This window comes from Pseudomonas putida (assembly GCF_026625125.1).
GTDB lineage: Bacteria > Pseudomonadota > Gammaproteobacteria > Pseudomonadales > Pseudomonadaceae > Aquipseudomonas > Aquipseudomonas putida_X.
Genome location: NZ_CP113097.1, coordinates 4,094,242 through 4,113,621, shown reverse-complemented (window position 1 = coordinate 4,113,621; position 19,380 = coordinate 4,094,242). Strand labels below are relative to the sequence as shown.

Sequence of the window (19,380 nt, the reverse complement as noted above, 5' to 3'; positions counted from 1 at the left end):
CTGGCAAGCCTGGTGCCCGCAGGTACAGCGCAGGGCTTGCTGGCGACAGGGCCCGAACAGGCGCCCACCCAACCTCAGTGTGTGACGGTTTCCCGTTGCGGTTCTGCAGGCTCGGTGGCAGCCACCGCCTTGCGCATCTGCTCGCAGCCCCACAGCACCCGCTCCGGTGTCGCCGGTGCGTCGATGTTCGGTTGCAGGCGGTAACCGGCGATACTGGCCACGGCATCCTTGATCGCACACCAGGCGGCGATGCCGAGCATGAACGGTGGCTCGCCAACAGCCTTGGAGTGGAACACGGTGTCTTCCGGGTTCTTGCGGTTTTCCACCAGCTTTACCCGCAGGTCCAGCGGCATGTCGGCCACGGCCGGGATCTTGTAGCTGGCCGGGCCATTGGTCATCAGCTTGCCCTTGCTGTTCCACACCAGCTCTTCGGTGGTCAGCCAACCCATGCCCTGGATGAAGCCGCCTTCCACCTGGCCAATGTCGATGGCCGGGTTCAGCGAATCGCCGACGTCGTGGAGGATGTCGGCGCGCAGCATCTTGTACTCGCCGGTCAGGGTGTCGACGATCACTTCCACGCAGGCGGCGCCGAAGGCGAAGTAGTAGAACGGCCGGCCGCGTGCCTGGCTGCGGTCGTAGAAGATCTTGGGCGTGCGGTAGAAGCCGGTACTCGACAGGGAGACCTGGGCGAAGTACGCCTGCTGCACCAGTTGTTCGAAGCTGACGATCTGGTCGCGCACGCGCACATGGCCGTTACGGAACTCGACATCTTCCTCGGTGACCTGATAATGCCGCGCGGCAAACTCGGTCAGGCGCTTTTTGAGAATCTCGGCCGCATTCTGCGCCGCTTTGCCGTTCAGGTCGGCGCCGCTGGAGGCTGCGGTCGGCGAGGTGTTGGGCACCTTGTCGGTATTGGTGGCGGTAATCTGGATGCGGCTGAAATCAACCTGGAAAATCTGCGCCACGACTTGGGCCACCTTGGTGTTCAGGCCCTGGCCCATCTCGGTGCCGCCGTGGTTCAGGTGGATGCTGCCATCGGTGTAGATGTGAATCAGCGCACCGGCCTGGTTGAGGAAGGTGGCGGTGAACGAGATGCCGAACTTGACCGGGGTCAGCGCCAGGCCCTTCTTGAGGACCGGGCTGTTGGCGTTGAACCGGCGGATCGATTCGCGGCGTTCTGCGTAGTCGCTGCTGGCTTCCAGCTCGGCGGTCATCTCCTCGAGCATGTTGTGCTCGACGGTCTGGTAATAGTGGGTGACGTTGCGCTCGGTCTTGCCGTAGTAGTTGGCCTTGCGCACGGCCAGCGGGTCGCGCCCCAGATGGCGGGCGATGTGGTCCATCACCTGCTCGATGGCAACCATGCCCTGTGGGCCGCCGAAGCCGCGGTAGGCGGTGTTGGAGGCGGTGTTGGTCTTGCAGCGGTGGCCGTGCACGGTGGCATCGCCCAGGTAGTAGGCGTTGTCGGAATGGAACATGGCACGGTCGACGATCGAACCGGAAAGGTCGGGCGAGTAGCCGCAGTTACCGGCCAGGTCCATGTCGATGCCCTGCAGGCGCCCTTCGTCATCGAAGCCGACGTCGTACTCGACATAGAAGGGGTGGCGTTTGCCGGTCATCATCATGTCTTCGACGCGCGGCAGGCGCATCTTGGTCGGCTGGCCGGTCAGGCGTGCGATCACGGCGCACAGGCAGGCCGGGCTGGCGGCCTGGGTTTCCTTGCCGCCGAAACCGCCGCCCATGCGGCGCATGTCGAGCACCACCTTGTTCATCGGCACGTCCAGCACTTCGGCGACGAGCTTCTGCACTTCGGTAGGGTTTTGCGTGGAGCAGAAGACGATCATGCCGCCGTCTTCGGTGGGCATCACCGAAGAAATCTGCGTCTCCAGGTAGAAATGCTCCTGGCCACCGATATGCAAAGTGCCCTGCAGGCGGTGCGGGGCGCTGGCCAGGGCAGTGGCCGAATCACCGCGCTGGTGAGTGTGGCTGTCGAGTACGAAGTGCTTCTTGCGCAGCGCCTCGACCACGTCCAGTACCGGCTCCAGGTCTTCGTATTCGATGATCGCCGCCATGGCGGCACGGCGCGCGGTGTCCAGGTCGCGCGCGGCCACGGCGAGCACCGGCTGGCCGAAGAACTCGACCTTGTCGATGGCCAGCAGCGGGTCACCGGCAACCACCGGGCCAATGTCCTTGAGGCCTGGGATGTCTTCATGGGTGATGGCGATGCGCACCCCTTCGAAGGCATAGCACGGCGTGGTGTCGATGCGCAGGATGCGGGCGTGGGCACGGTCGGCGGTGCGCGCATAGACGTGCAACTGGTTGGGGAATTCCAGGCGGTCGTCGATATACACCGCTTCGCCTGCCACATGCTTGTCGGCGCTGTCGTGCTTGACGCTGCGGCCGACCCCGGTGGTCAGGTCCTGGCTGAACAGTTCGGCCATCTCGGCCTGGCTCTTGACGGCGTGATGGTTAGACATAGTCGGTCACCCGGGTTTCGATGTGCGGCGTTTGCTGTTCGATGAAGTACTTGCGCAGCAGGTTCTGCGCGGTCAGCAGGCGGTATTCCTTGCTGGCGCGGAAGTCGCTGAGCGGGGTGAAGTCCTCGGCCAGGGCCTGGCAGGCGCGCTCCAGGCTCGCCTGGTTCCACGGCTTGCCGCGCAGCGCGGCTTCACAGGCGCGGGCACGTTTGGGGATCGCGGCCATGCCACCGAAGGCGATGCGTACTCCGCTGACCACGCCGTCTTCGATGCTCAGGTTGAAGGCGCCACACACAGCCGAGATGTCGTCATCCAGGCGCTTGGAGACTTTATAGGCGCGGAAGGCCCAGTCATTGCTGGCGCGCGGTACGATGATCTTCTCGATGAATTCGCTGTCCTGGCGGGCAGTGATGCGGTAGTCGATGAAGTAGTCCTCCAGCGGCATCGTGCGCTGGCGCTCGCCCTGGCGCAGCACGATCTGCGCATCGAGGGCGATCAGCAAGGGCGGTGAGTCGCCGATCGGTGAGGCGTTGCCGATGTTGCCGCCCAGGGTGCCCTGGTTGCGGATCTGCAGCGATGCAAAGCGGTGCAGCAAGTCGCCGAAATCGGGGTATTCCTCGTTGAGCGCGCCATAGCAATCGGTCAGTGGTGTGGCAGCGCCGATTTCCAGGTGGCTGGCGGTCTTGTCGATGCGTTTGAGTTCGGCCACGTGGCCGACGTAGATCATCACCGGCAAGGTCTTGTGGAATTGGGTGACCTCCAGCGCCAGGTCGGTGCCACCGGCCAGCAACCGCGCTTCGGGGTGCGAGCTGTAGAGGTCGGCCAGGTCGGCTACGGTCAGCGGCACCAGGCAGCGTTTGTCGCCGCTGTTGAGCTCGCCGGTCTGGGTCGGCTCGATGGCTTTGAGGCGGCTGATGGTCTGGGCTTTCTGCGCGTCGAACTGATCGCGGCACGGCTGGCGGCAGCTCTGTTCGGCGGCATCGAGAATCGGCCGGTAGCCAGTGCAGCGGCACAGGTTGCCCGCCAGCGCTTCCTGGGCCTGATGCAGGTCGTGGCCCTGGCTGTTCTTCTGCAGGGCGAACAACGACATGACGAAGCCTGGGGTACAGAAGCCGCATTGCGAACCATGGCAGTCGGCCATGGCTTGTTGCACGCTGTGCAGTTCGCCCTGGTGCTTGAGGCCCTCGACGCTGATCAGCTGCTTGCCATGCAGCGACGAAACGAAGGTCAGGCAGGAGTTGAGGCTGCGGTAGCGCAGGCTGTCCTGGCCTTGATCATCCTGGGTCAGCTCGCCGACCACCACGGTGCAGGCGCCACAGTCGCCGCTGGCGCAGCCTTCTTTGGTGCCGGGTTTGCCCAGGTGCTCACGCAGGTACTGCAGCACCGTCATGTTCGGGTCCAGGGCGTGCTCGCTGCGCAGCTCCTGGTTGACGAGAAACTGGATCACGGGGATGGCCTCGCAATGGTTTTATTGTTGTTGAGCGGACAATAAGCAGAGCTGACACGCTGGTCAATAATTTTCTGACTTAAGGGTCAAGAAATTCTCCGCACGAAGGTCTGGCCGCCCAGCCTGCCCATATATAAAGCATAGATCGGGCCGCCTTGACCGTTGCCTGGCAGCACAAATAAAGGCTGTAGCCCCTCTGCGCGACGGCTGGCCAAGTGCGCTACAATCGCCCACTTGTGCCCAGTTCAATGATTTCGAAGGAAAACCATGACGTTCAAGGCGCCGGACAGCCTCTCCGAGCAGATCGCCGACTACCTGGCCGAACGCATCATTCGCGGCGAGCTCGCGCCGGGTGAGCGCATCCAGGAGCAGAAGGTCACCCAGGCGCTGAATGTCAGCCGCGGCTCGGTGCGTGAAGCGTTGTTGATCCTCGAACGTCGCCATCTGGTTGCGATCCTGCCGCGCCGCGGCGCTCATGTGACCCGGCTCGACGAACGCAGTGTGCGCAGCCTGTGTGCCCTCATGGGCGAGTTCTACATCCTGCTGGGTAATGCCGTTGCCCAGAAATGGCGCCTCGATGCGGACCTGCGCCCGTTTCTGGACATCCAGCAACGCCTGCAGCAGGCCCGCGAACGGGGTGACATCAAGGCCTTCGTCGCCGACAGTTTTGCTGTAATGCGCGCCGCCTATCCGTTCGCCGACAATCCTTACCTGCAGGAAACCGTCGAAAACCTGCAGCCGGCCATGAGCCGAGCCTATTACCTGGCCCTCGATCAGCGCCAAGCCAACATGCTCGATTACCTAGACCTGTTCGCCCACCTGCTAGACGCCGTGGTGGCCCGTGAACTGCCGCGCATCCGCGAGGTACTCACCGCCTATTGCCAGCGCAGTTGCGAGCTGGTGCTGGCGGCGCTGGCCCGAGGCTGACCGATGCGCCTGAAGTGCATTCGCCTGGCTGGGTTCAAGTCGTTCGTTGACCCGACCACCGTCAACTTCCCCAGCAACATGGCCGCCGTGGTCGGCCCCAATGGCTGCGGCAAGTCCAACATCATCGATGCGGTGCGCTGGGTGATGGGCGAAAGCTCGGCGAAGAACCTGCGCGGTGAGTCGATGACCGATGTCATCTTCAACGGCTCCACCAGCCGCAAGCCGGTCAGCCAGGCCAGCATCGAGCTGGTCTTCGACAACAGCGAGACCACGCTGCTGGGCGAATATGCCGCCTACGCGGAAATCTCCATCCGCCGCAAGGTCACCCGTGACGGGCAGAACACCTATTACCTGAACGGCACCAAATGCCGCCGCCGCGACATCACCGACATCTTCCTCGGCACTGGCCTGGGCCCGCGCAGCTACTCGATCATCGAACAGGGCATGATCTCCAAGCTGATCGAGGCCAAGCCCGAGGAGCTGCGCAACTTCATCGAGGAGGCGGCGGGCATCTCCAAGTACAAGGAGCGCCGCCGCGAGACCGAGAGCCGCATCCGCCGCACCCAGGAGAACCTGGCGCGCCTGACCGACCTGCGCGATGAGCTTGAGCGCCAGCTCGAACGCCTGCACCGCCAGGCGCAGGCCGCTGAGAAATACCGTGAGTACAAGGCGCAGGAACGTCAGCTCAAAGCACGTCTGGCGGCGCTTCGCTGGCGTGATCTGGATGAGCGTGTACGCCAGCGCGAGTCGGTGATCGGCGATCAGGATGTGGCCCATGAGGCGCTGGTGGCCGAACAGCGCAACGCCGATGCGAGCATCGAGCGGCTGCGTGACGGCCATCATGAGCTGTCCGAGCGCTTCAACCAGGTGCAGGGCCGCTTCTATTCGGTGGCCGGCGACATCGCCCGGGTCGAGCAGAGCATTCAGCATGGGCAGCAGCGCCTGCGCCAATTGCAGGATGACCTGAAGGAAGCCGAGCGCACGCGCCAGGAAACCGAGTCACACCTTGGGCATGACCGCACCCTGCTGGCGACCCTCGGTGAAGAGCTGGCGATGCTCGAACCGGAGCAGGAAATGACCCTGGCCGCAGCCGAAGAGGCTGCCGCCACCCTCGAAGAGGCCGAGCTGGGCATGCACGGCTGGCAGGAGCAGTGGGACAGCTTCAACACCCGCTCTGCCGAGCCGCGGCGCCAGGCCGAAGTGCAGCAGTCGCGCCTACAGCAACTTGAAGCCAGCCTGGAGCGCTTGGCCGAGCGCCAGCGCAAGTTGGGTGAGGAACGCGACCAGTTGGGCGCTGACCCGCAGGAAAGCGCCATGCTGGAGCTGTCCGAGCAGTTGGCTGCCAGCGAGATGCTGCTTGAAGAGCTGCAGTTGTCCGAAGAACAGGTGGTCGAGCGCCTGGAGGGCCTGCGCGCGCAATTGCATCAGGCGACCCAGGCTCAGCAGCAACAGCAAGGCGACTTGCAGCGTCTGGGCGGCCGCCTGGCATCCCTGGAGGCGTTGCAACAGGCTGCGCTCGAACCCGGTGCAGGGGCTGCCGACTGGTTGCGCGAGCAAGGGCTGGAGCAGCGGCCACGCCTGGCGCAAGGGCTGCGTGTGGAGCCGGGTTGGGAGCTGGCGGTGGAAACCGTATTGGGCGCTGACCTGCAAGCGGTGCTGGTGGACGGCTTCAACGGCTTGGATTTTGCCGGGCTGGAGCAAGGCGAGTTGCGTCTGTTGGTGGCGGGGCAGGAAGGTGCGCGCCGGCCCGGCAGCTTGCTCGACAAGGTCGAGGGGCACACCGACCTGGCCCCTTGGCTGGCCCAGGTGCGGCCAGTCGAAGACCTGGCTCAAGCCCTCGCTGAGCGCGCCGGCCTTGACGAAGGCCAGAGCCTGGTCAGCCGCGACGGCTTTTGGGTTGGGCGGCATTTTCTGCGCGTCAGCCGCGGCAGCGAAGCCCAGGGTGGGGTGCTGGCGCGGGCGCAGGAAATCGAGCGCCTCGGCCAGGAACAGCTGGAGCTGGAAGCTACGCTGGAGCACACGGAGCAGCAGCTGCAAGCCTTGCGTGAGCAGCAACTGGGCCTGGAAGAGCAGCGCGAGCAGCTACGCCGGCGCACCCAGGAAGAAAGCCGCCAGCATGGCGAGTTCAAGGCCAGCCTTTCGGCAGGCCGGGCCCGTGCCGAACAGGTCGAGCTGCGTCGGCGCCGTCTGCAGGAAGAATTGAGCGAACTTCAGGAGCAGCGCGCCCTGGAGCAGGAGCAACTGGGCGAAGCCCGCCTGGTGCTGCAGGAGGCCCTGGACCTGATGGCCCAGGACACCGAGCAACGCGAACAGTTGATGGCCCGCCGCGATACCTTGCGCGAGGGCCTTGACCGGGTCCGCCAGGAGGCTCGCCAGCACAAGGATCATGCCCACCAGTTGGCTGTGCGCCTGGGTTCGCTGCGCGCCCAGCACGACTCGACCCGCCAGGCACTGGAGCGCCTGGAGCTACAGGCGGCCCGCCTGAGCGAGCGGCAGGAGCAGTTGAGCCTGAACCTGGAAGAGGGCGAGGCGCCGCTGGAAGAGCTGCGCCTGAAGCTGGAAGAACTGCTTGAGCGGCGCATGAGCGTCGACGAAGAAATGCGCCAGGCGCGCCTGCACATGGACGACGCCGACCGCGCCCTGCGCGACGCCGAAAAGCGCCGCACCCAGGCCGAGCAGCAGGCGCAGTTGCTACGCGGCCAGCTCGAGCAGCTGCGCCTGGAGTGCCAGGGGCTGGATGTACGGCGCAAGACCTTGCAGGAGCAATTGTTGGCCGACGGCTACGACCTGCAGGGTGTGCTTGCCACTGTCGAGGCCGAGGCCAGCGAACAGGGCACCGAGCAGGAGCTGGAGCAGATCGACGCCCGTATTCAGCGCCTGGGCGCGATCAACCTGGCTGCGATCGAGGAGTACGAACAGCAATCCGAGCGCAAGCGCTACCTGGATGCCCAGGACGCCGATCTGGTCGAGGCGCTGGAGACGCTGGAAAACGTCATTCGCAAGATCGACAAGGAAACCCGCACCCGCTTCAAGGATACCTTTGATCAGATAAATGCCGGATTACAGGCACTTTTCCCAAAAGTTTTCGGTGGTGGCAGCGCTTATCTGGAACTGACGGGCGAAGATTTACTCGATACAGGGGTGACGATCATGGCGCGCCCGCCTGGCAAGAAGAACAGCACCATTCATCTGCTGTCCGGCGGCGAGAAGGCACTGACCGCATTGGCGCTGGTGTTTGCCATTTTCAAGCTGAACCCCGCACCGTTCTGCATGCTCGACGAGGTCGATGCGCCGCTGGACGATGCCAACGTCGGCCGGTATGCCCGGTTGGTCAAGGAGATGAGTGAAAGCGTGCAGTTCATCTACATCACGCACAACAAGATTGCCATGGAGATGGCGGATCAATTGATGGGGGTGACCATGCACGAGCCTGGGTGTTCACGTCTCGTTGCAGTGGATGTGGAGGAGGCACTGGCCATGGTCGACGCCTGATGAGCCAAGAGAAGGCGGAATGTGCAGGTAAATGCCCCCGCCATGTGCGACAGACGGTGTAAAGTTGTCTTTGGTCGTGCTAGCTTAATGTCACTCGTTTTATGCGTGGGTAAAACGCCTGTCAGAACATAGAGTTGGCGCCACGTGTTAAAGGGCTTTGAAGCCTTTGTTTTCAAGCATATTTTTATAGAGGCACGGGATTACATGGAAATCGGTCTGCGCGAGTGGCTGATCCTCATCGGCATCATTGTCATCGCCGGTATTCTTTTCGACGGCTGGCGCCGCATGCGCGGCGGAAAAGGCAAGTTGAAATTCCGTCTGGATCGCAGCTATTCCAACCTCCCGGACGAGGAAGGCAGCGCTGAGGTGCTGGGCCCGTCGCGCGTGCTCGATACCCAGAAGGAGCCGGAGCTGGACGAAAGCGACCTGCCGTCGCTCAGTGCGCCGGCGCGTGAGCGCGAGCGCGAGCAGAAACCGGCCAAGGCCAGCAAGCGTGGCAAGCGTGCCGCTGAAGTGCAGCCGCAGGGCGACCTGGACCTGGTGGCCGAGCCGCGCGAGCCCGACCTGTTCGCCGATGCCGACGACGATTTCGCTGCCGACAACAACCGCAACGGTGGTTTTGCTGCTGCGGGCAGTGCTGCCAAGGAGCTGCCACCGGTCGAAGAGGTGCTGGTGATCAGCGTCATCTCGCGTGATGAAGGTGGCTTCAAGGGCCCGGCGCTGCTGCAGAACATTCTTGAAAGTGGCTTGCGCTTCGGCGAGATGGACATCTTCCATCGTCATGAAAGCATGGCCGGTCACGGCGAAGTCCTGTTCTCCATGGCCAATGCTGTCAAGCCCGGCATCTTTGACCTGGACGACATCGATCACTTCAGCACGCGCGCGGTCAGCTTCTTCCTCGGGCTGCCAGGCCCGCGCCATCCGAAGCAGGCCTTCGATGTGATGGTCGCCGCAGCGCGCAAGCTGGCCCACGAGCTCAATGGTGAGCTCAAGGATGACCAGCGCAGCGTGCTGACCGCCCAGACCATCGAGCATTACCGCCAGCGCATCGTCGAGTTCGAGCGCCGCGCGCTGACCCAGAAACGCTGATGTCATCGAGCGAGCGGACCATGCCCTGGTCTTGCTCGCTTCGTTTCAAGCGCAAGAGCAGCCTAGGGCTGATGCCAATCAGTGAGTGCGAGCAGGGCTGCTCTGCAGCCCATCGCCGCCAAGCCAGCCCCACAGCCGCAGCGCAGGCCTCTGGCGCTGCGCCATCTCTGTGGGAGCTGGCTTGCCGGCGATGGGCCGCAGAGCGGCCCCAAACCGCTTGCCTGACTGGCATTGAGCCAAGGGCTGCTCTTGTGCTTCGCAAGAGAACCTGAAGAATGAACGCCGAATCCCGAATCCACGCGCTGCGCGCCGAGCTCGACCAGCACAACTACCGCTACTACGTACTCGACGAGCCCAGCGTACCGGACGCCGAATACGACCGCTTGTTCAACGAACTCAAGGCGCTCGAAGCCGAACACCCGCACCTGGTCACCCCCGACTCGCCCACTCAACGCGTCGGCGGTACCGCCCTGGCCGCGTTCAGCCAGGTGCGCCACGAAGTGCCGATGCTCAGCTTGGGCAACGCCTTCGAGGAAGCCGACCTGCGTGAATTCGGCCGCCGTGTGGTGGAGGGCCTCGACCAGCCGGGCGCGGTCGATTACAGCTGCGAGCCCAAGCTCGACGGCCTGGCGGTCAGCCTGCTCTACCGCGATGGCCAGCTGGTGCAGGGTGCGACCCGGGGTGACGGCACCACCGGCGAAGACATCAGCGCCAATGTGCGTACCGTGCGCAATATCCCGCTCAAGCTGCAGGGCGAAGGCTGGCCAGCGGTGCTCGAAGTGCGTGGTGAAGTGTTCATGAGCAAGGCGGGTTTCGACCGCCTCAACGCGGCCCAGGCCGAGGCCGGTGGCAAGACCTTTGCCAACCCGCGCAACGCCGCTGCCGGCAGCCTGCGCCAGTTGGACTCGAAAATCACCGCCAGCCGCCCGCTGGAGTTCTGCTGCTATGGCGTTGGTCAGGTATCGGCAAGCATTGGCGAGAGCCATATTGGTATCCTCGAACAGCTCAAAGCATGGGGCCTGCCGATCAGTCGTGAGCTCAGGCATGCGGCCGGTATCGAGGAGTGCCTGGCTTACTACCGCGACATCGGCGAGCGGCGCAACAGCCTGCCGTACGAAATCGATGGGGTGGTGTTCAAGGTCAACAGCCTGGCCTCCCAGCGCGAGCTGGGTTTTCGCGCCCGCGAGCCGCGTTGGGCCATCGCCCACAAGTTCCCGGCCATGGAAGAGCTCACCGAGGTACTGGATGTCGAATTCCAGGTCGGGCGTACGGGGGCGGTCACGCCGGTCGCACGCCTCAGGCCGGTCAAGGTGGCTGGCGTGACCGTGTCCAACGCCACCTTGCACAACATGGATGAGATTGCCCGCCTGGGCCTGCGCATCGGCGATACGGTGATTATTCGCCGTGCGGGTGACGTGATCCCGCAAGTCATGCAGGTGGTGCTTGACCGCCGTCCTGAGGACGCCCGCCCGGTGCAGGTGCCAAGCGCGTGCCCGGTGTGCGGTTCCCAGGTCGAGCGCACCCAGCTGGTCAAGCGCAGCAAAGGCAAGGAAACCACCAGCGAAGGCGCGGTGTACCGTTGTGTCGGCCGTCTGGCCTGTGGCGCCCAGCTCAAGCAGGCGATCATTCACTATGTTTCGCGGCGCGCCATGGATATCGACGGCCTGGGCGAGAAGAGCGTCGAGCAGTTGGTGGACGAAGGCCTGATCGGTTCGCCGGCGGACCTGTACAAACTGCAGTTCGAGCAGATCGTCGGCCTGGAGGGGTTTGCCGAAGTCTCCAGCAAGAAACTGCTGGATGCCATCGAGGCCAGCAAGCGCCCGAGCCTGGCGCGCTTCATCTATGCCCTGGGCATCCCGGACGTGGGCGAGGAGACCGCCAAGGTGCTGGCCCGCTCGCTGGGCAGCCTGGCACGGGTGCAGCAGGCGTTGCCGCAGGTGCTGACGTACCTGCCGGACATTGGTCTGGAAGTGGCCTACGAGATCCACAACTTCTTTGAAGACGAACACAACTGCAAGGTCATCGAGCAGTTGCTCGCTTGCGGCATGCAGTTGCAGGACGAAGGCGAGTTGGCGGCAGAGTTCGCTGCGAGCACCACCCTGGCCGGGATGATCGCCAAGCTCAACATCCCTTCGGTCGGGCCAACCGGCGCGCAGAAGCTGGTAGCCAAGCTGGACAGCCTGGAAAAGATCATCGCCGCCGATGGCATCGACCTGCGCCAGGCACTGGCGGCGAAACAGGCCGAAGCCGTGCGCGAATTCTTCAAGGAGGAGGCCAACCAAAAGCTGGCCAGAGACATCGAAGCCCAGTTGCTGGCGTTCGGCATGCACTGGACCAGCCAGAAGAAGGTCGCCGAGGGCTTGCCCCTGGCTGGCCAGACCTGGGTGCTGACCGGCACGCTGGAGCGTATGAGCCGCGATATCGCCAAGGAGAAGCTGGAAAGCCTGGGTGCCAAGGTGGCCGGCTCGGTGTCGGGCAAGACACACTGCGTGGTCGCTGGCCCAGGCGCGGGCTCCAAATTGGCCAAGGCCAGTGAACTCGGGGTCAAGGTACTGGATGAGGATGCGTTCGTCGTGTTTCTGGGCGAGCAGGGCATTGCCATCTGATCGTCCAGGCCTCATCGCCCCCAGGCTCGGCGCAGCCCCTGTGGAAGCCGGCTTGCCGGCGATGAGGCCAGGCCAGGCCCCTCGATCTGGACAAGTCATTGAGAAATGATGACTTTTTCTCCGGTTAAAGGTTGTAACTTCGCCCCAGACCGGTACAATGGCGCGGCTCGCTACTTGGCGAGCCGCGTAGTGGTGGCCCCATCGGTCCCCCCGCATTGATTACCCGTTAACCTGGTCAGGCCCGGAAGGGAGCAGCCATAGCGGGAACATCGAGTGCCGGGGTGTGGCTGGTGGGGCCGCCTCCATTTACGCCAGCCTCTCTCAAGAACCCCTCGCACTGCCCCCCTTTCAGATGTTCACTATTTTGCCAGTTCATGGCGCTTTAGCCTTTTCATCACCAGAATAACCGCCACAAGTCCAGCCAGCCCTAGCCCATGCCCAAGGTAAACGGTATCAGGACCCGCCAGGGTGAACTCATCCTTGCTTTGCGCAGGTCTTCGTCGAGCGCTTCCAGTTCGCGTTGAAACCTGATCGCGCTTTCTTCGTTCATCCGGGACATCGTCGTTCCTCATGTAAAAACTCAGAGCTTTATCAGGAAGCTCAGGATGCCTGCGACCGCCACCCTAAAAGCGGTTCCGATCTTTGAGGGGTCGCAGAGTGTCTCTTTGCTGAGCTTGCATGCTTCGGCTGCGAACTTTCGTGCCTCCGCTGCCAGCTGGCGATTTTCGAGGTGGAGTTTGTCGTCGTTTGGAAATCGTTCGCCTCGTTCGCCGTTGTAGTCCAAGAAGCTAAAAGCCGTATTCCATTGGTCTCGCGTTGCTTGGTTGGCTGGATCCCACGGGTATTTAAGAAAGGGCCTACTGCTATTCCACTGGCGTGGAAATATCCTACGCAACCTGTCGACGCCCGTCTGATTGTCCCTGGAAACCTCGCCCTATAGTCTTTTGCGGTCGCTGTCAGTTCAGCGATCGGGTGTGGAAGCCTGGGGTTCGGTTTTTGTCGTTATGACAGTTGTTCGCGGGAGGCCTTCGGGCCTGCCGGGTTCACCGTACCCCTGGTCTTCCACCCCGCGTACAACTGTCACCCTAAAGTGTGGAAGCGAATGGGTGCCCTCAATCCGGTACGGTGCTTTCATGAAAAAACTTGTCCCTGATCCACCACACACCTTCGAACTTCCTCCCGGCAAATCCCTCTCCCGCGCCATTAGCGACGGCATCGTGCCGATTGAATTCGTGATGATGAATGTCACCCATTACCTGATGTTCGCCTACAGCGACAGCCGGCGCGCGCTGGAGAGGATCGAGGATGAAGAGACGCGGCAGCAGCTGGAGCATGGATTGCGCGCGATGCAGATTGCCTGGGGGCAGGCGGATGCGGTGGCGATGGCGGTTGAGCGGCGGCGCTAGTTTTTCAGCGTTCGTACGCCCCATGAAGAAAGCCCCTACATCTATCCACCTTTGTAAAAAATAAGGTCATGCCTGCTGAAATAGGAGAGCAGGCATGGGAATGTGCAAACGGGATTTGACCATCGGTGTGCTGGTAACGGTGCTGTGGGGTTGCAACTACGGTGTGATCGAACTGGGCTTGAGCACGCTCGAACCCTCCGTCATGACACTGCTGCGTTTCACCCTCTGTGCGCTGCCGTTGGTGTTCTTCATCAGGCGGCCGACGGGCGTTTCCATGGCGGTCATGGCGCTCTATGGCGTGCTGTTCGCAGTGGGGATCTGGTGGATGGTCAATTTTGCCATGTACCAGGGGCTTAGCCCCGGCATGGCCTCGGTCTTTCTGCAGTTCAGCGCATTTTTCACCATCCTGCTGAGTGCGGTATTCCTGCGCGAGCGCATCACTGCCGCACACTTCTGGGGAATGGCGCTCGCGGCCTGTGGCCTGGGCATGATGCTGTTGTCGAGCAGCCAGTCGTCGACGGTGATAGGGCTATTTCTCGTGCTGCTCGCCGCGCTTGCCTGGGCATTTTGCAATCTGCTGATCAAGCTCAAGCGCCCTGGTGAGATGACGGCGTTCATCGTCTGGTCGAGCCTGTTCTCGCTGCCTTTCATCTTCGCCTTCATAGTCGTCTCGCAAGGCTGGAAGGCATTCGAAGGCCTTGGTCATGGCCTGGCGTGGGAGGCGCTGTTCTCCGTGCTGTTCCAGAGCCTGATCACCACCATTCTGGGTTATCGGGTCTGGAACAACCTGATGAAAAAGTATCCGGCTACCCAGGTCGCCCCTTTGTCGTTGCTGGTGCCGGTATCAGGGCTGGTCACCTCCTGCATGTTCTTCGGTGAAAGGCTGGGCGCGGGCCAGTGGTTGGCCATCGGCCTGATCTTGACGGGGATGATGGTATTTTTCGCTGGCCACTTGCTTCGGGGTATCGGGCGTCGGGTTGTGCGGCTGCTTTGACGGAGTTTTCCGACGCCGTGGCAGTTATTTCCCAGGTTGTTGTGCAGCAACCTCATCAAAAGCCGCCTTGGCACCGTAACGCTGCATGATCCGCGCGATCTCGCCAGACTGTTGCATGCGTACCAAAGCCCTGAGTATTCCCTGCGTCGGTATTGCCGGGTCGTTCCTCACCATGCACCCCAGCGCCTGCTCATCTAGCACCGCCAGCACCTGCAGGCGCTGCTCGGCCGGCAGCCGCTGGTTGAACCACTGCAAGGACAGCTCATTGCTGACCGCGTGCCGATAACGCCCTATTTGCAGCTTCTGCAGCGCCAACGCCTGGCTTCGGCTGTCCTCGCGGCGCAACTGCCCCTGCTCGAACAAAGGCTCCAGCGTCGTGTAGGTGTACCCCAATACCGTGCCAATGGCCTGCCGCGGCAGTTGTTCCGGCCGGATCGGGGCGTTGTCACCTGGCTGCCCGACCAGTACATCGCGCTGATGGAACAACGGTAAGCTCCAGACAAAATGCCCTGGCCGGTCATTGAACCACTGCGTGCTCACATAGCAGCGCACGTCGATGTCGCCATTATCCATCGCCTGCTGCAGGCGCAGGCGGGCCAGTACGTGGTATTCGGGGCGGGCGCCGACTTCGCGAGCGATCCCTTGCATCAGGTCGAACAGCAGCCCTTCGACCGGCTGCTGGCCCTCGACGCGCACCAGCGGCATGCTCCAGCTTTCGGCGACGGAAAAGCGCAGCACCGGTGGATCGGCCAGGCTGCAAGTGGTCCACAGCAACAACAGGGCCAGCAGTCTTCGCAAAGCACATCCTCCATGAACAACGTGCGCCAGTTACTGAGCGTAGACGAACCATGCAGGGTGCAATTTCGGCCCCGCTCCGCTAGCATTAGCGATCTTCCGCTCGATCAGGCTGCGATGGTTTTTCGATGAGTTATCAGGTTCTTGCACGTAAATGGCGTCCGCGCTCGTTCCGCGAAATGGTCGGCCAGGCCCATGTGCTCAAGGCCTTGATCAATGCCTTGGACAACCAGCGCCTGCACCATGCCTACCTGTTCACCGGTACGCGGGGTGTGGGCAAGACCACCATTGCGCGAATCATCGCCAAGTGCCTCAACTGCGAGACCGGCATCACCTCCACGCCCTGTGGCACCTGCTCGGTGTGCCGGGAGATCGATGAAGGCCGTTTCGTCGACCTGATCGAGATCGACGCCGCCAGCCGTACCAAGGTCGAGGACACCCGCGAACTGCTCGACAACGTGCAGTATGCCCCCAGCCGCGGGCGCTTCAAGGTCTACCTGATCGACGAAGTGCACATGCTGTCCACGCACTCGTTCAACGCCTTGCTCAAGACGCTGGAAGAGCCGCCACCCTACGTCAAGTTCATCCTCGCCACCACCGACCCGCAAAAGCTGCCGGCCACCATCCTTTCGCGCTGCTTGCAGTTCTCGCTGAAGAACATGAGCCCGGAGCGGGTAGTCGAACACCTGAGTCATGTGCTGGAGGCCGAGAACGTCCCGTTCGAGCCCGATGCGCTGTGGTTGCTTGGCCGTGCTGCCGATGGTTCGATGCGTGATGCCATGAGCCTCACCGACCAGGCTATCGCGTTCGGCGAGGGTAAGGTGCTGGCCGCCGATGTGCGGGCCATGCTCGGCAGCCTCGATCACGGCCAGGTCTATGGTGTGCTGCAGGCATTGCTGGAGGGGGATGCACGGGCGCTGCTGGAGGCGGTGCGCAACCTCGCCGAGCAGGGGCCGGACTGGAGTGGCGTGCTGGCCGAAATGCTCAATGTGCTGCACCGTGTCGCCATCGCCCAGGCGCTGCCCGAAGCGGTGGACAACGGCCAGGGTGATCGCGAGCGGGTGCTGGCGCTGGCGTCGGCGTTGCCTGCCGAGGATGTGCAGTTCTATTACCAGATGGGCCTGATCGGTCGCCGCGACCTGCCTTTGGCACCCGACCCGCGGGGCGGTTTCGAAATGGTCCTGCTGCGGATGCTGGCGTTCCGCCCGGCCGACAGCGACGATGCGCCGAAACCGGTACTAAAGCCGGTGGGGATCAGCCAGGCCACAGCTGATCCTGCAACCCCGGTGGCAGCGCCTGCGGTGCTTCCCGGCGCGTCTGTCGTTGCCCAAGCCCCCGCTGCTGTGGTGATGGCCCCGCAAGCCGAGCCTGCGGTCGTCGCCGAGGCGCTGTCGGCGGCGCCACCACAACCTGAGCCGAAGGCTGAGCTGGCAGAGCCCGAGCCCGAGCCCGAGCCGGCACTGGAAGAGGAAGTCATCGACCTGCCCTGGGAGGAGCCTGCTGCACAGCCTGAGCCGCTGGCCGTTGAGCCCACGCCTGCGCCGGCTGCCGCGCCCCGGCCTGCAGTCGCCGAGCCGCAAGCTGCCCAGCCGGCCTATGATGCGCCGCCATTCGATCCGTCGGAGTACGCCTCGGTGGGCATGGAGCGTGATGACGAGCCGCCCATGGATGAGGATTATTACGGGGGCGAAAGCGACCCGGTGGGCTTCAGCTATCTGGACGAACTGGTCGAGCACGTCCAGGAAGACGCCCCCATCGCTGCGCCCGAGCCGCTGCCGGCTGCCAAGCCCGCCACCGGCCTGGCCCTGCAATGGCTGGAATTATTCCCACAGTTGCCTGTGTCCGGTATGACAGGCAACATCGCCGCAAACTGCACGCTGATCGCTGCAGACGGTGACGATTGGCTGCTGCACCTTGACCCAGGCCAAGGCGCCTTGTTCAACGCCACCCAGCAACGGCGCTTGAATGACGCGCTCAACCAGCACCTGGGGCGCACGCTGAACCTGCGCATCGAGCTTATCCTGCCCGAGCAGGAAACCCCGGCCCAGGCAGCCTCGCGCAAGCGTGCCGAGCGCCAGCAGGACGCGGTGGCGTCGATCGAGCAGGATCCGTTGATCCAGCAGATGATCAAGCAGTTCGGTGCTACCGTGCGGCAGGATACTATTGAACCTGTAGCGGCCCTGGTCAGTCAGGGTCAGTAACGGATAACCATGCGGCCGCCCTGTGGCGGGCTGCATCACACGACCCAATCGAGGTATACCCCCATGATGAAAGGTGGCATGGCCGGCCTGATGAAGCAGGCCCAGCAGATGCAGGAAAAAATGGCCAAGATGCAGGAAGAGCTGGCCAACGCCGAAGTGACGGGCCAATCGGGTGGCGGCCTGGTCAGCGTGGTGATGACCGGTCGTCATGACGTCAAGCGCGTCAGCATCGATCAAAGCCTGATGTCGACGGATGAAGACGACAAGGAAGTGCTCGAAGACCTGATTGCTGCTGCGCTGAATGACGCCGTACGCAAGGTCGAGCAGAGCAGCCAGGAAAAAATGGGTGGCATGACTGCTGGCATGCAGCTGCCGCCGGGCTTCAAGATGCCGTTCTAAGGCGTTTGCTGTTCAAAAGCCGCCGTGGGGTTCCAAGGCGGCTTTTTTTGTGGTGATGTTTACAGGGGGCGTAGGGGTGTGGCCGTGCGATCATTCTGGCGGCCTCAAGATGGAGCGCCGCTTGTGATGTGTGAGATTTGACGCTGTCACCCTGCGCCGGTATAAACCGCCTCTCATAGAATTATCAGGCCTTTCCCATGAGCTTCAGCCCCCTCATCCGCCAACTGATCGACGCCCTGCGCACGCTGCCGGGCGTTGGCCAGAAAACCGCCCAGCGCATGGCCCTGCAGTTGCTGGAACGCGACCGCAGCGGGGGTGTGCGCCTGGCCCAGGCGCTTACCCTGGCCATGGAAGGGGTTGGCCATTGCCGCCAGTGCCGCACGTTGACCGAGCAGGAGTTGTGCCCGCAATGCGCTGACCCGCGCCGCGACGATACCCAGCTGTGCGTGGTGGAGGGGCCGATGGATGTGTATGCGGTGGAGCAGACCGGTTATCGCGGTCGTTACTTCGTGCTCAAGGGGCACCTGTCGCCGCTCGATGGCCTGGGGCCTGATGCTATTGGCGTGCCGCAGTTGATGGCGCGGATCGAGGAGCAGGGCAGCTTCACCGAGGTGATCCTGGCCACCAACCCGACCGTGGAGGGTGAGGCAACCGCCCATTACATCGCCCAGTTGCTGGCCGAGAAGGGGCTGGTGGCCTCGCGGATTGCCCATGGCGTGCCGCTGGGCGGCGAGCTGGAGCTGGTCGATGGCGGCACCCTGGCGCATGCCTTTGCCGGGCGTAAGCCCATTGCGCTTTGAGAGCTGCAAGCTTCAAGCTGCAAGCTGCAAGTAAAAGCAGGTCCGCGTACGCTTGTGGCTTGTGGCTTTGAGAGCTGCAAGCTGCAAGCTGCAAGCTGCAAGCTGCAAGTAAAAGCAGATCCGCGTTCGCTTGTAGCTTGTAGCTTGTAGCTTGCGGCTTGCGGCTTGCCGCTCAGTACTCGCTCAGGGAAAACTCGGTCAGGCAGAAGGTCGGCACACCCGCCGCCTGCAGTCGGCGCGAACCGTCCAGCTCAGGCAGGTCGATGATTGCCGCCGCCTCGAACACCTGGGCTCCGGTGCGGCGCACCAGGTTGGCTGCGGCCAGCAGGGTGCCACCGGTGGCGATCAGGTCATCGAAGATCAGCACCGAATCGCCTTCGCACAGGCTGTCGGCATGCACCTCCAGGAAGGCCTCACCATACTCGGTCTGGTAACCCTCCGACAGCACATCAGCCGGCAGTTTGCCTTGCTTGCGGAACAGGATCAGCGGCTTGTTCAGCTGGTGGGCGATGATCGAACCGATCAGAAAGCCACGGGCATCCATGGCGCCGATGTGGCTGAACTCCGCCTCTACATAACGTTCGATGAACTGGTCGGCGACATAGCGCAGCCCGCGTGGCGACTGGAACAGCGGGGTGATGTCGCGGAAGATCACACCCGGCTTGGGGAAGTCCACTACCGGGCGGATCAGGGCTTTGAGGTCGAAGGCTTCGCTGTGCATTGTTGCAGGTATCCTGAAAAACGAATGCG

General features: G+C 63.0%; 14 protein-coding genes and 1 other RNA gene. 10 read left to right on the top strand and 5 right to left on the bottom strand.

Annotated elements, in window-relative coordinates:
- Nucleotides 1-74: 74 nt before the first annotated feature.
- Both xdhB and xdhA read right to left on the bottom strand, forming a co-directional pair.
- Nucleotides 75-2,474 carry a xanthine dehydrogenase molybdopterin binding subunit gene (gene xdhB / locus OSW16_RS18890; RefSeq protein WP_267817597.1) on the bottom strand — a complete coding sequence of 800 codons (2,400 nt, stop codon included), beginning with the start codon at nucleotides 2,472-2,474 and terminating at the stop codon, nucleotides 75-77.
- The gene (xdhA, locus tag OSW16_RS18885) at nucleotides 2,467-3,921 is read right to left on the bottom strand and encodes a xanthine dehydrogenase small subunit (RefSeq protein ID WP_267817595.1); all 1,455 of its coding nucleotides are present in this window, start codon (nucleotides 3,919-3,921) and stop codon (nucleotides 2,467-2,469) included. Before xdhA ends, xdhB begins: the two co-directional genes overlap by 8 nt.
- A 267-nt stretch (nucleotides 3,922-4,188) precedes the next feature.
- Here xdhA and OSW16_RS18880 point away from each other — a divergent pair, with 267 nt between their 5' ends.
- From OSW16_RS18880 to ffs, 5 genes are all read left to right on the top strand, one after another.
- Entirely contained in the window at nucleotides 4,189-4,848 is a 660-nt protein-coding gene (locus OSW16_RS18880; protein ID WP_267817593.1) for a GntR family transcriptional regulator, read from the top strand.
- Nucleotides 4,849-4,851: 3 nt separating this feature from the next.
- Nucleotides 4,852-8,340 carry a chromosome segregation protein SMC gene (gene smc / locus OSW16_RS18875; protein WP_267817591.1) on the top strand — a complete coding sequence of 1,163 codons (3,489 nt, stop codon included), beginning with the start codon at nucleotides 4,852-4,854 and terminating at the stop codon, nucleotides 8,338-8,340.
- A 204-nt stretch (nucleotides 8,341-8,544) separates the two neighbouring features.
- Nucleotides 8,545-9,429 carry a cell division protein ZipA gene (gene zipA / locus OSW16_RS18870; protein WP_241804510.1) on the top strand — a complete coding sequence of 295 codons (885 nt, stop codon included), beginning with the start codon at nucleotides 8,545-8,547 and terminating at the stop codon, nucleotides 9,427-9,429.
- A gap of 275 nt (nucleotides 9,430-9,704) precedes the next feature.
- On the top strand, nucleotides 9,705-12,035 hold the full coding sequence (ligA, locus tag OSW16_RS18865; protein WP_267817588.1) for an NAD-dependent DNA ligase LigA: 2,331 nt from the start codon (nucleotides 9,705-9,707) through the stop codon (nucleotides 12,033-12,035).
- A 199-nt stretch (nucleotides 12,036-12,234) separates the two neighbouring features.
- Nucleotides 12,235-12,331: signal recognition particle sRNA small type (gene ffs, locus OSW16_RS18860), an RNA gene on the top strand.
- A gap of 131 nt (nucleotides 12,332-12,462) precedes the next feature.
- On the opposite strand, the gene OSW16_RS18855 is transcribed toward ffs, so the two are convergent.
- A complete protein-coding gene (locus tag OSW16_RS18855; protein WP_267817586.1) occupies nucleotides 12,463-12,594 on the bottom strand; it encodes a hypothetical protein in 132 nt (43 codons plus the stop codon).
- A gap of 574 nt (nucleotides 12,595-13,168) precedes the next feature.
- On the opposite strand from OSW16_RS18855, the gene OSW16_RS18850 reads away from it, so the two are divergent.
- Together OSW16_RS18850 and OSW16_RS18845 are read left to right on the top strand one after the other, a co-directional pair.
- A complete protein-coding gene (locus OSW16_RS18850) occupies nucleotides 13,169-13,441 on the top strand; it encodes a hypothetical protein (protein WP_267817584.1) in 273 nt (90 codons plus the stop codon).
- Nucleotides 13,442-13,535: 94 nt separating this feature from the next.
- On the top strand, nucleotides 13,536-14,435 hold the full coding sequence (locus tag OSW16_RS18845) for an EamA family transporter (protein ID WP_267817582.1): 900 nt from the start codon (nucleotides 13,536-13,538) through the stop codon (nucleotides 14,433-14,435).
- Between the two features lie 24 nt (nucleotides 14,436-14,459).
- Here OSW16_RS18845 and OSW16_RS18840 read toward each other — a convergent pair whose 3' ends face one another.
- Nucleotides 14,460-15,233, bottom strand: coding sequence for a substrate-binding periplasmic protein (locus OSW16_RS18840; RefSeq protein ID WP_267817580.1), 774 nt, complete (start codon nucleotides 15,231-15,233; stop codon nucleotides 14,460-14,462).
- Between the two features lie 125 nt (nucleotides 15,234-15,358).
- On the opposite strand from OSW16_RS18840, the gene dnaX reads away from it, so the two are divergent.
- The 3 genes from dnaX to recR all read left to right on the top strand — a co-directional run bounded on the left by dnaX (nucleotide 15,359) and on the right by recR (nucleotide 18,630).
- Nucleotides 15,359-17,431, top strand: a complete 2,073-nt coding sequence (gene dnaX, locus OSW16_RS18835) for a DNA polymerase III subunit gamma/tau (protein WP_267817577.1) — start codon at nucleotides 15,359-15,361, stop codon at nucleotides 17,429-17,431.
- Between the two features lie 63 nt (nucleotides 17,432-17,494).
- Nucleotides 17,495-17,830 carry a YbaB/EbfC family nucleoid-associated protein gene (locus OSW16_RS18830; protein ID WP_008093501.1) on the top strand — a complete coding sequence of 112 codons (336 nt, stop codon included), beginning with the start codon at nucleotides 17,495-17,497 and terminating at the stop codon, nucleotides 17,828-17,830.
- A gap of 197 nt (nucleotides 17,831-18,027) precedes the next feature.
- Nucleotides 18,028-18,630 carry a recombination mediator RecR gene (recR, locus tag OSW16_RS18825; RefSeq protein ID WP_241804503.1) on the top strand — a complete coding sequence of 201 codons (603 nt, stop codon included), beginning with the start codon at nucleotides 18,028-18,030 and terminating at the stop codon, nucleotides 18,628-18,630.
- A gap of 172 nt (nucleotides 18,631-18,802) precedes the next feature.
- On the opposite strand, the gene OSW16_RS18820 is transcribed toward recR, so the two are convergent.
- Nucleotides 18,803-19,351, bottom strand: coding sequence for an adenine phosphoribosyltransferase (locus OSW16_RS18820; RefSeq protein ID WP_003254303.1), 549 nt, complete (start codon nucleotides 19,349-19,351; stop codon nucleotides 18,803-18,805).
- Nucleotides 19,352-19,380: the final 29 nt, after the last annotated feature.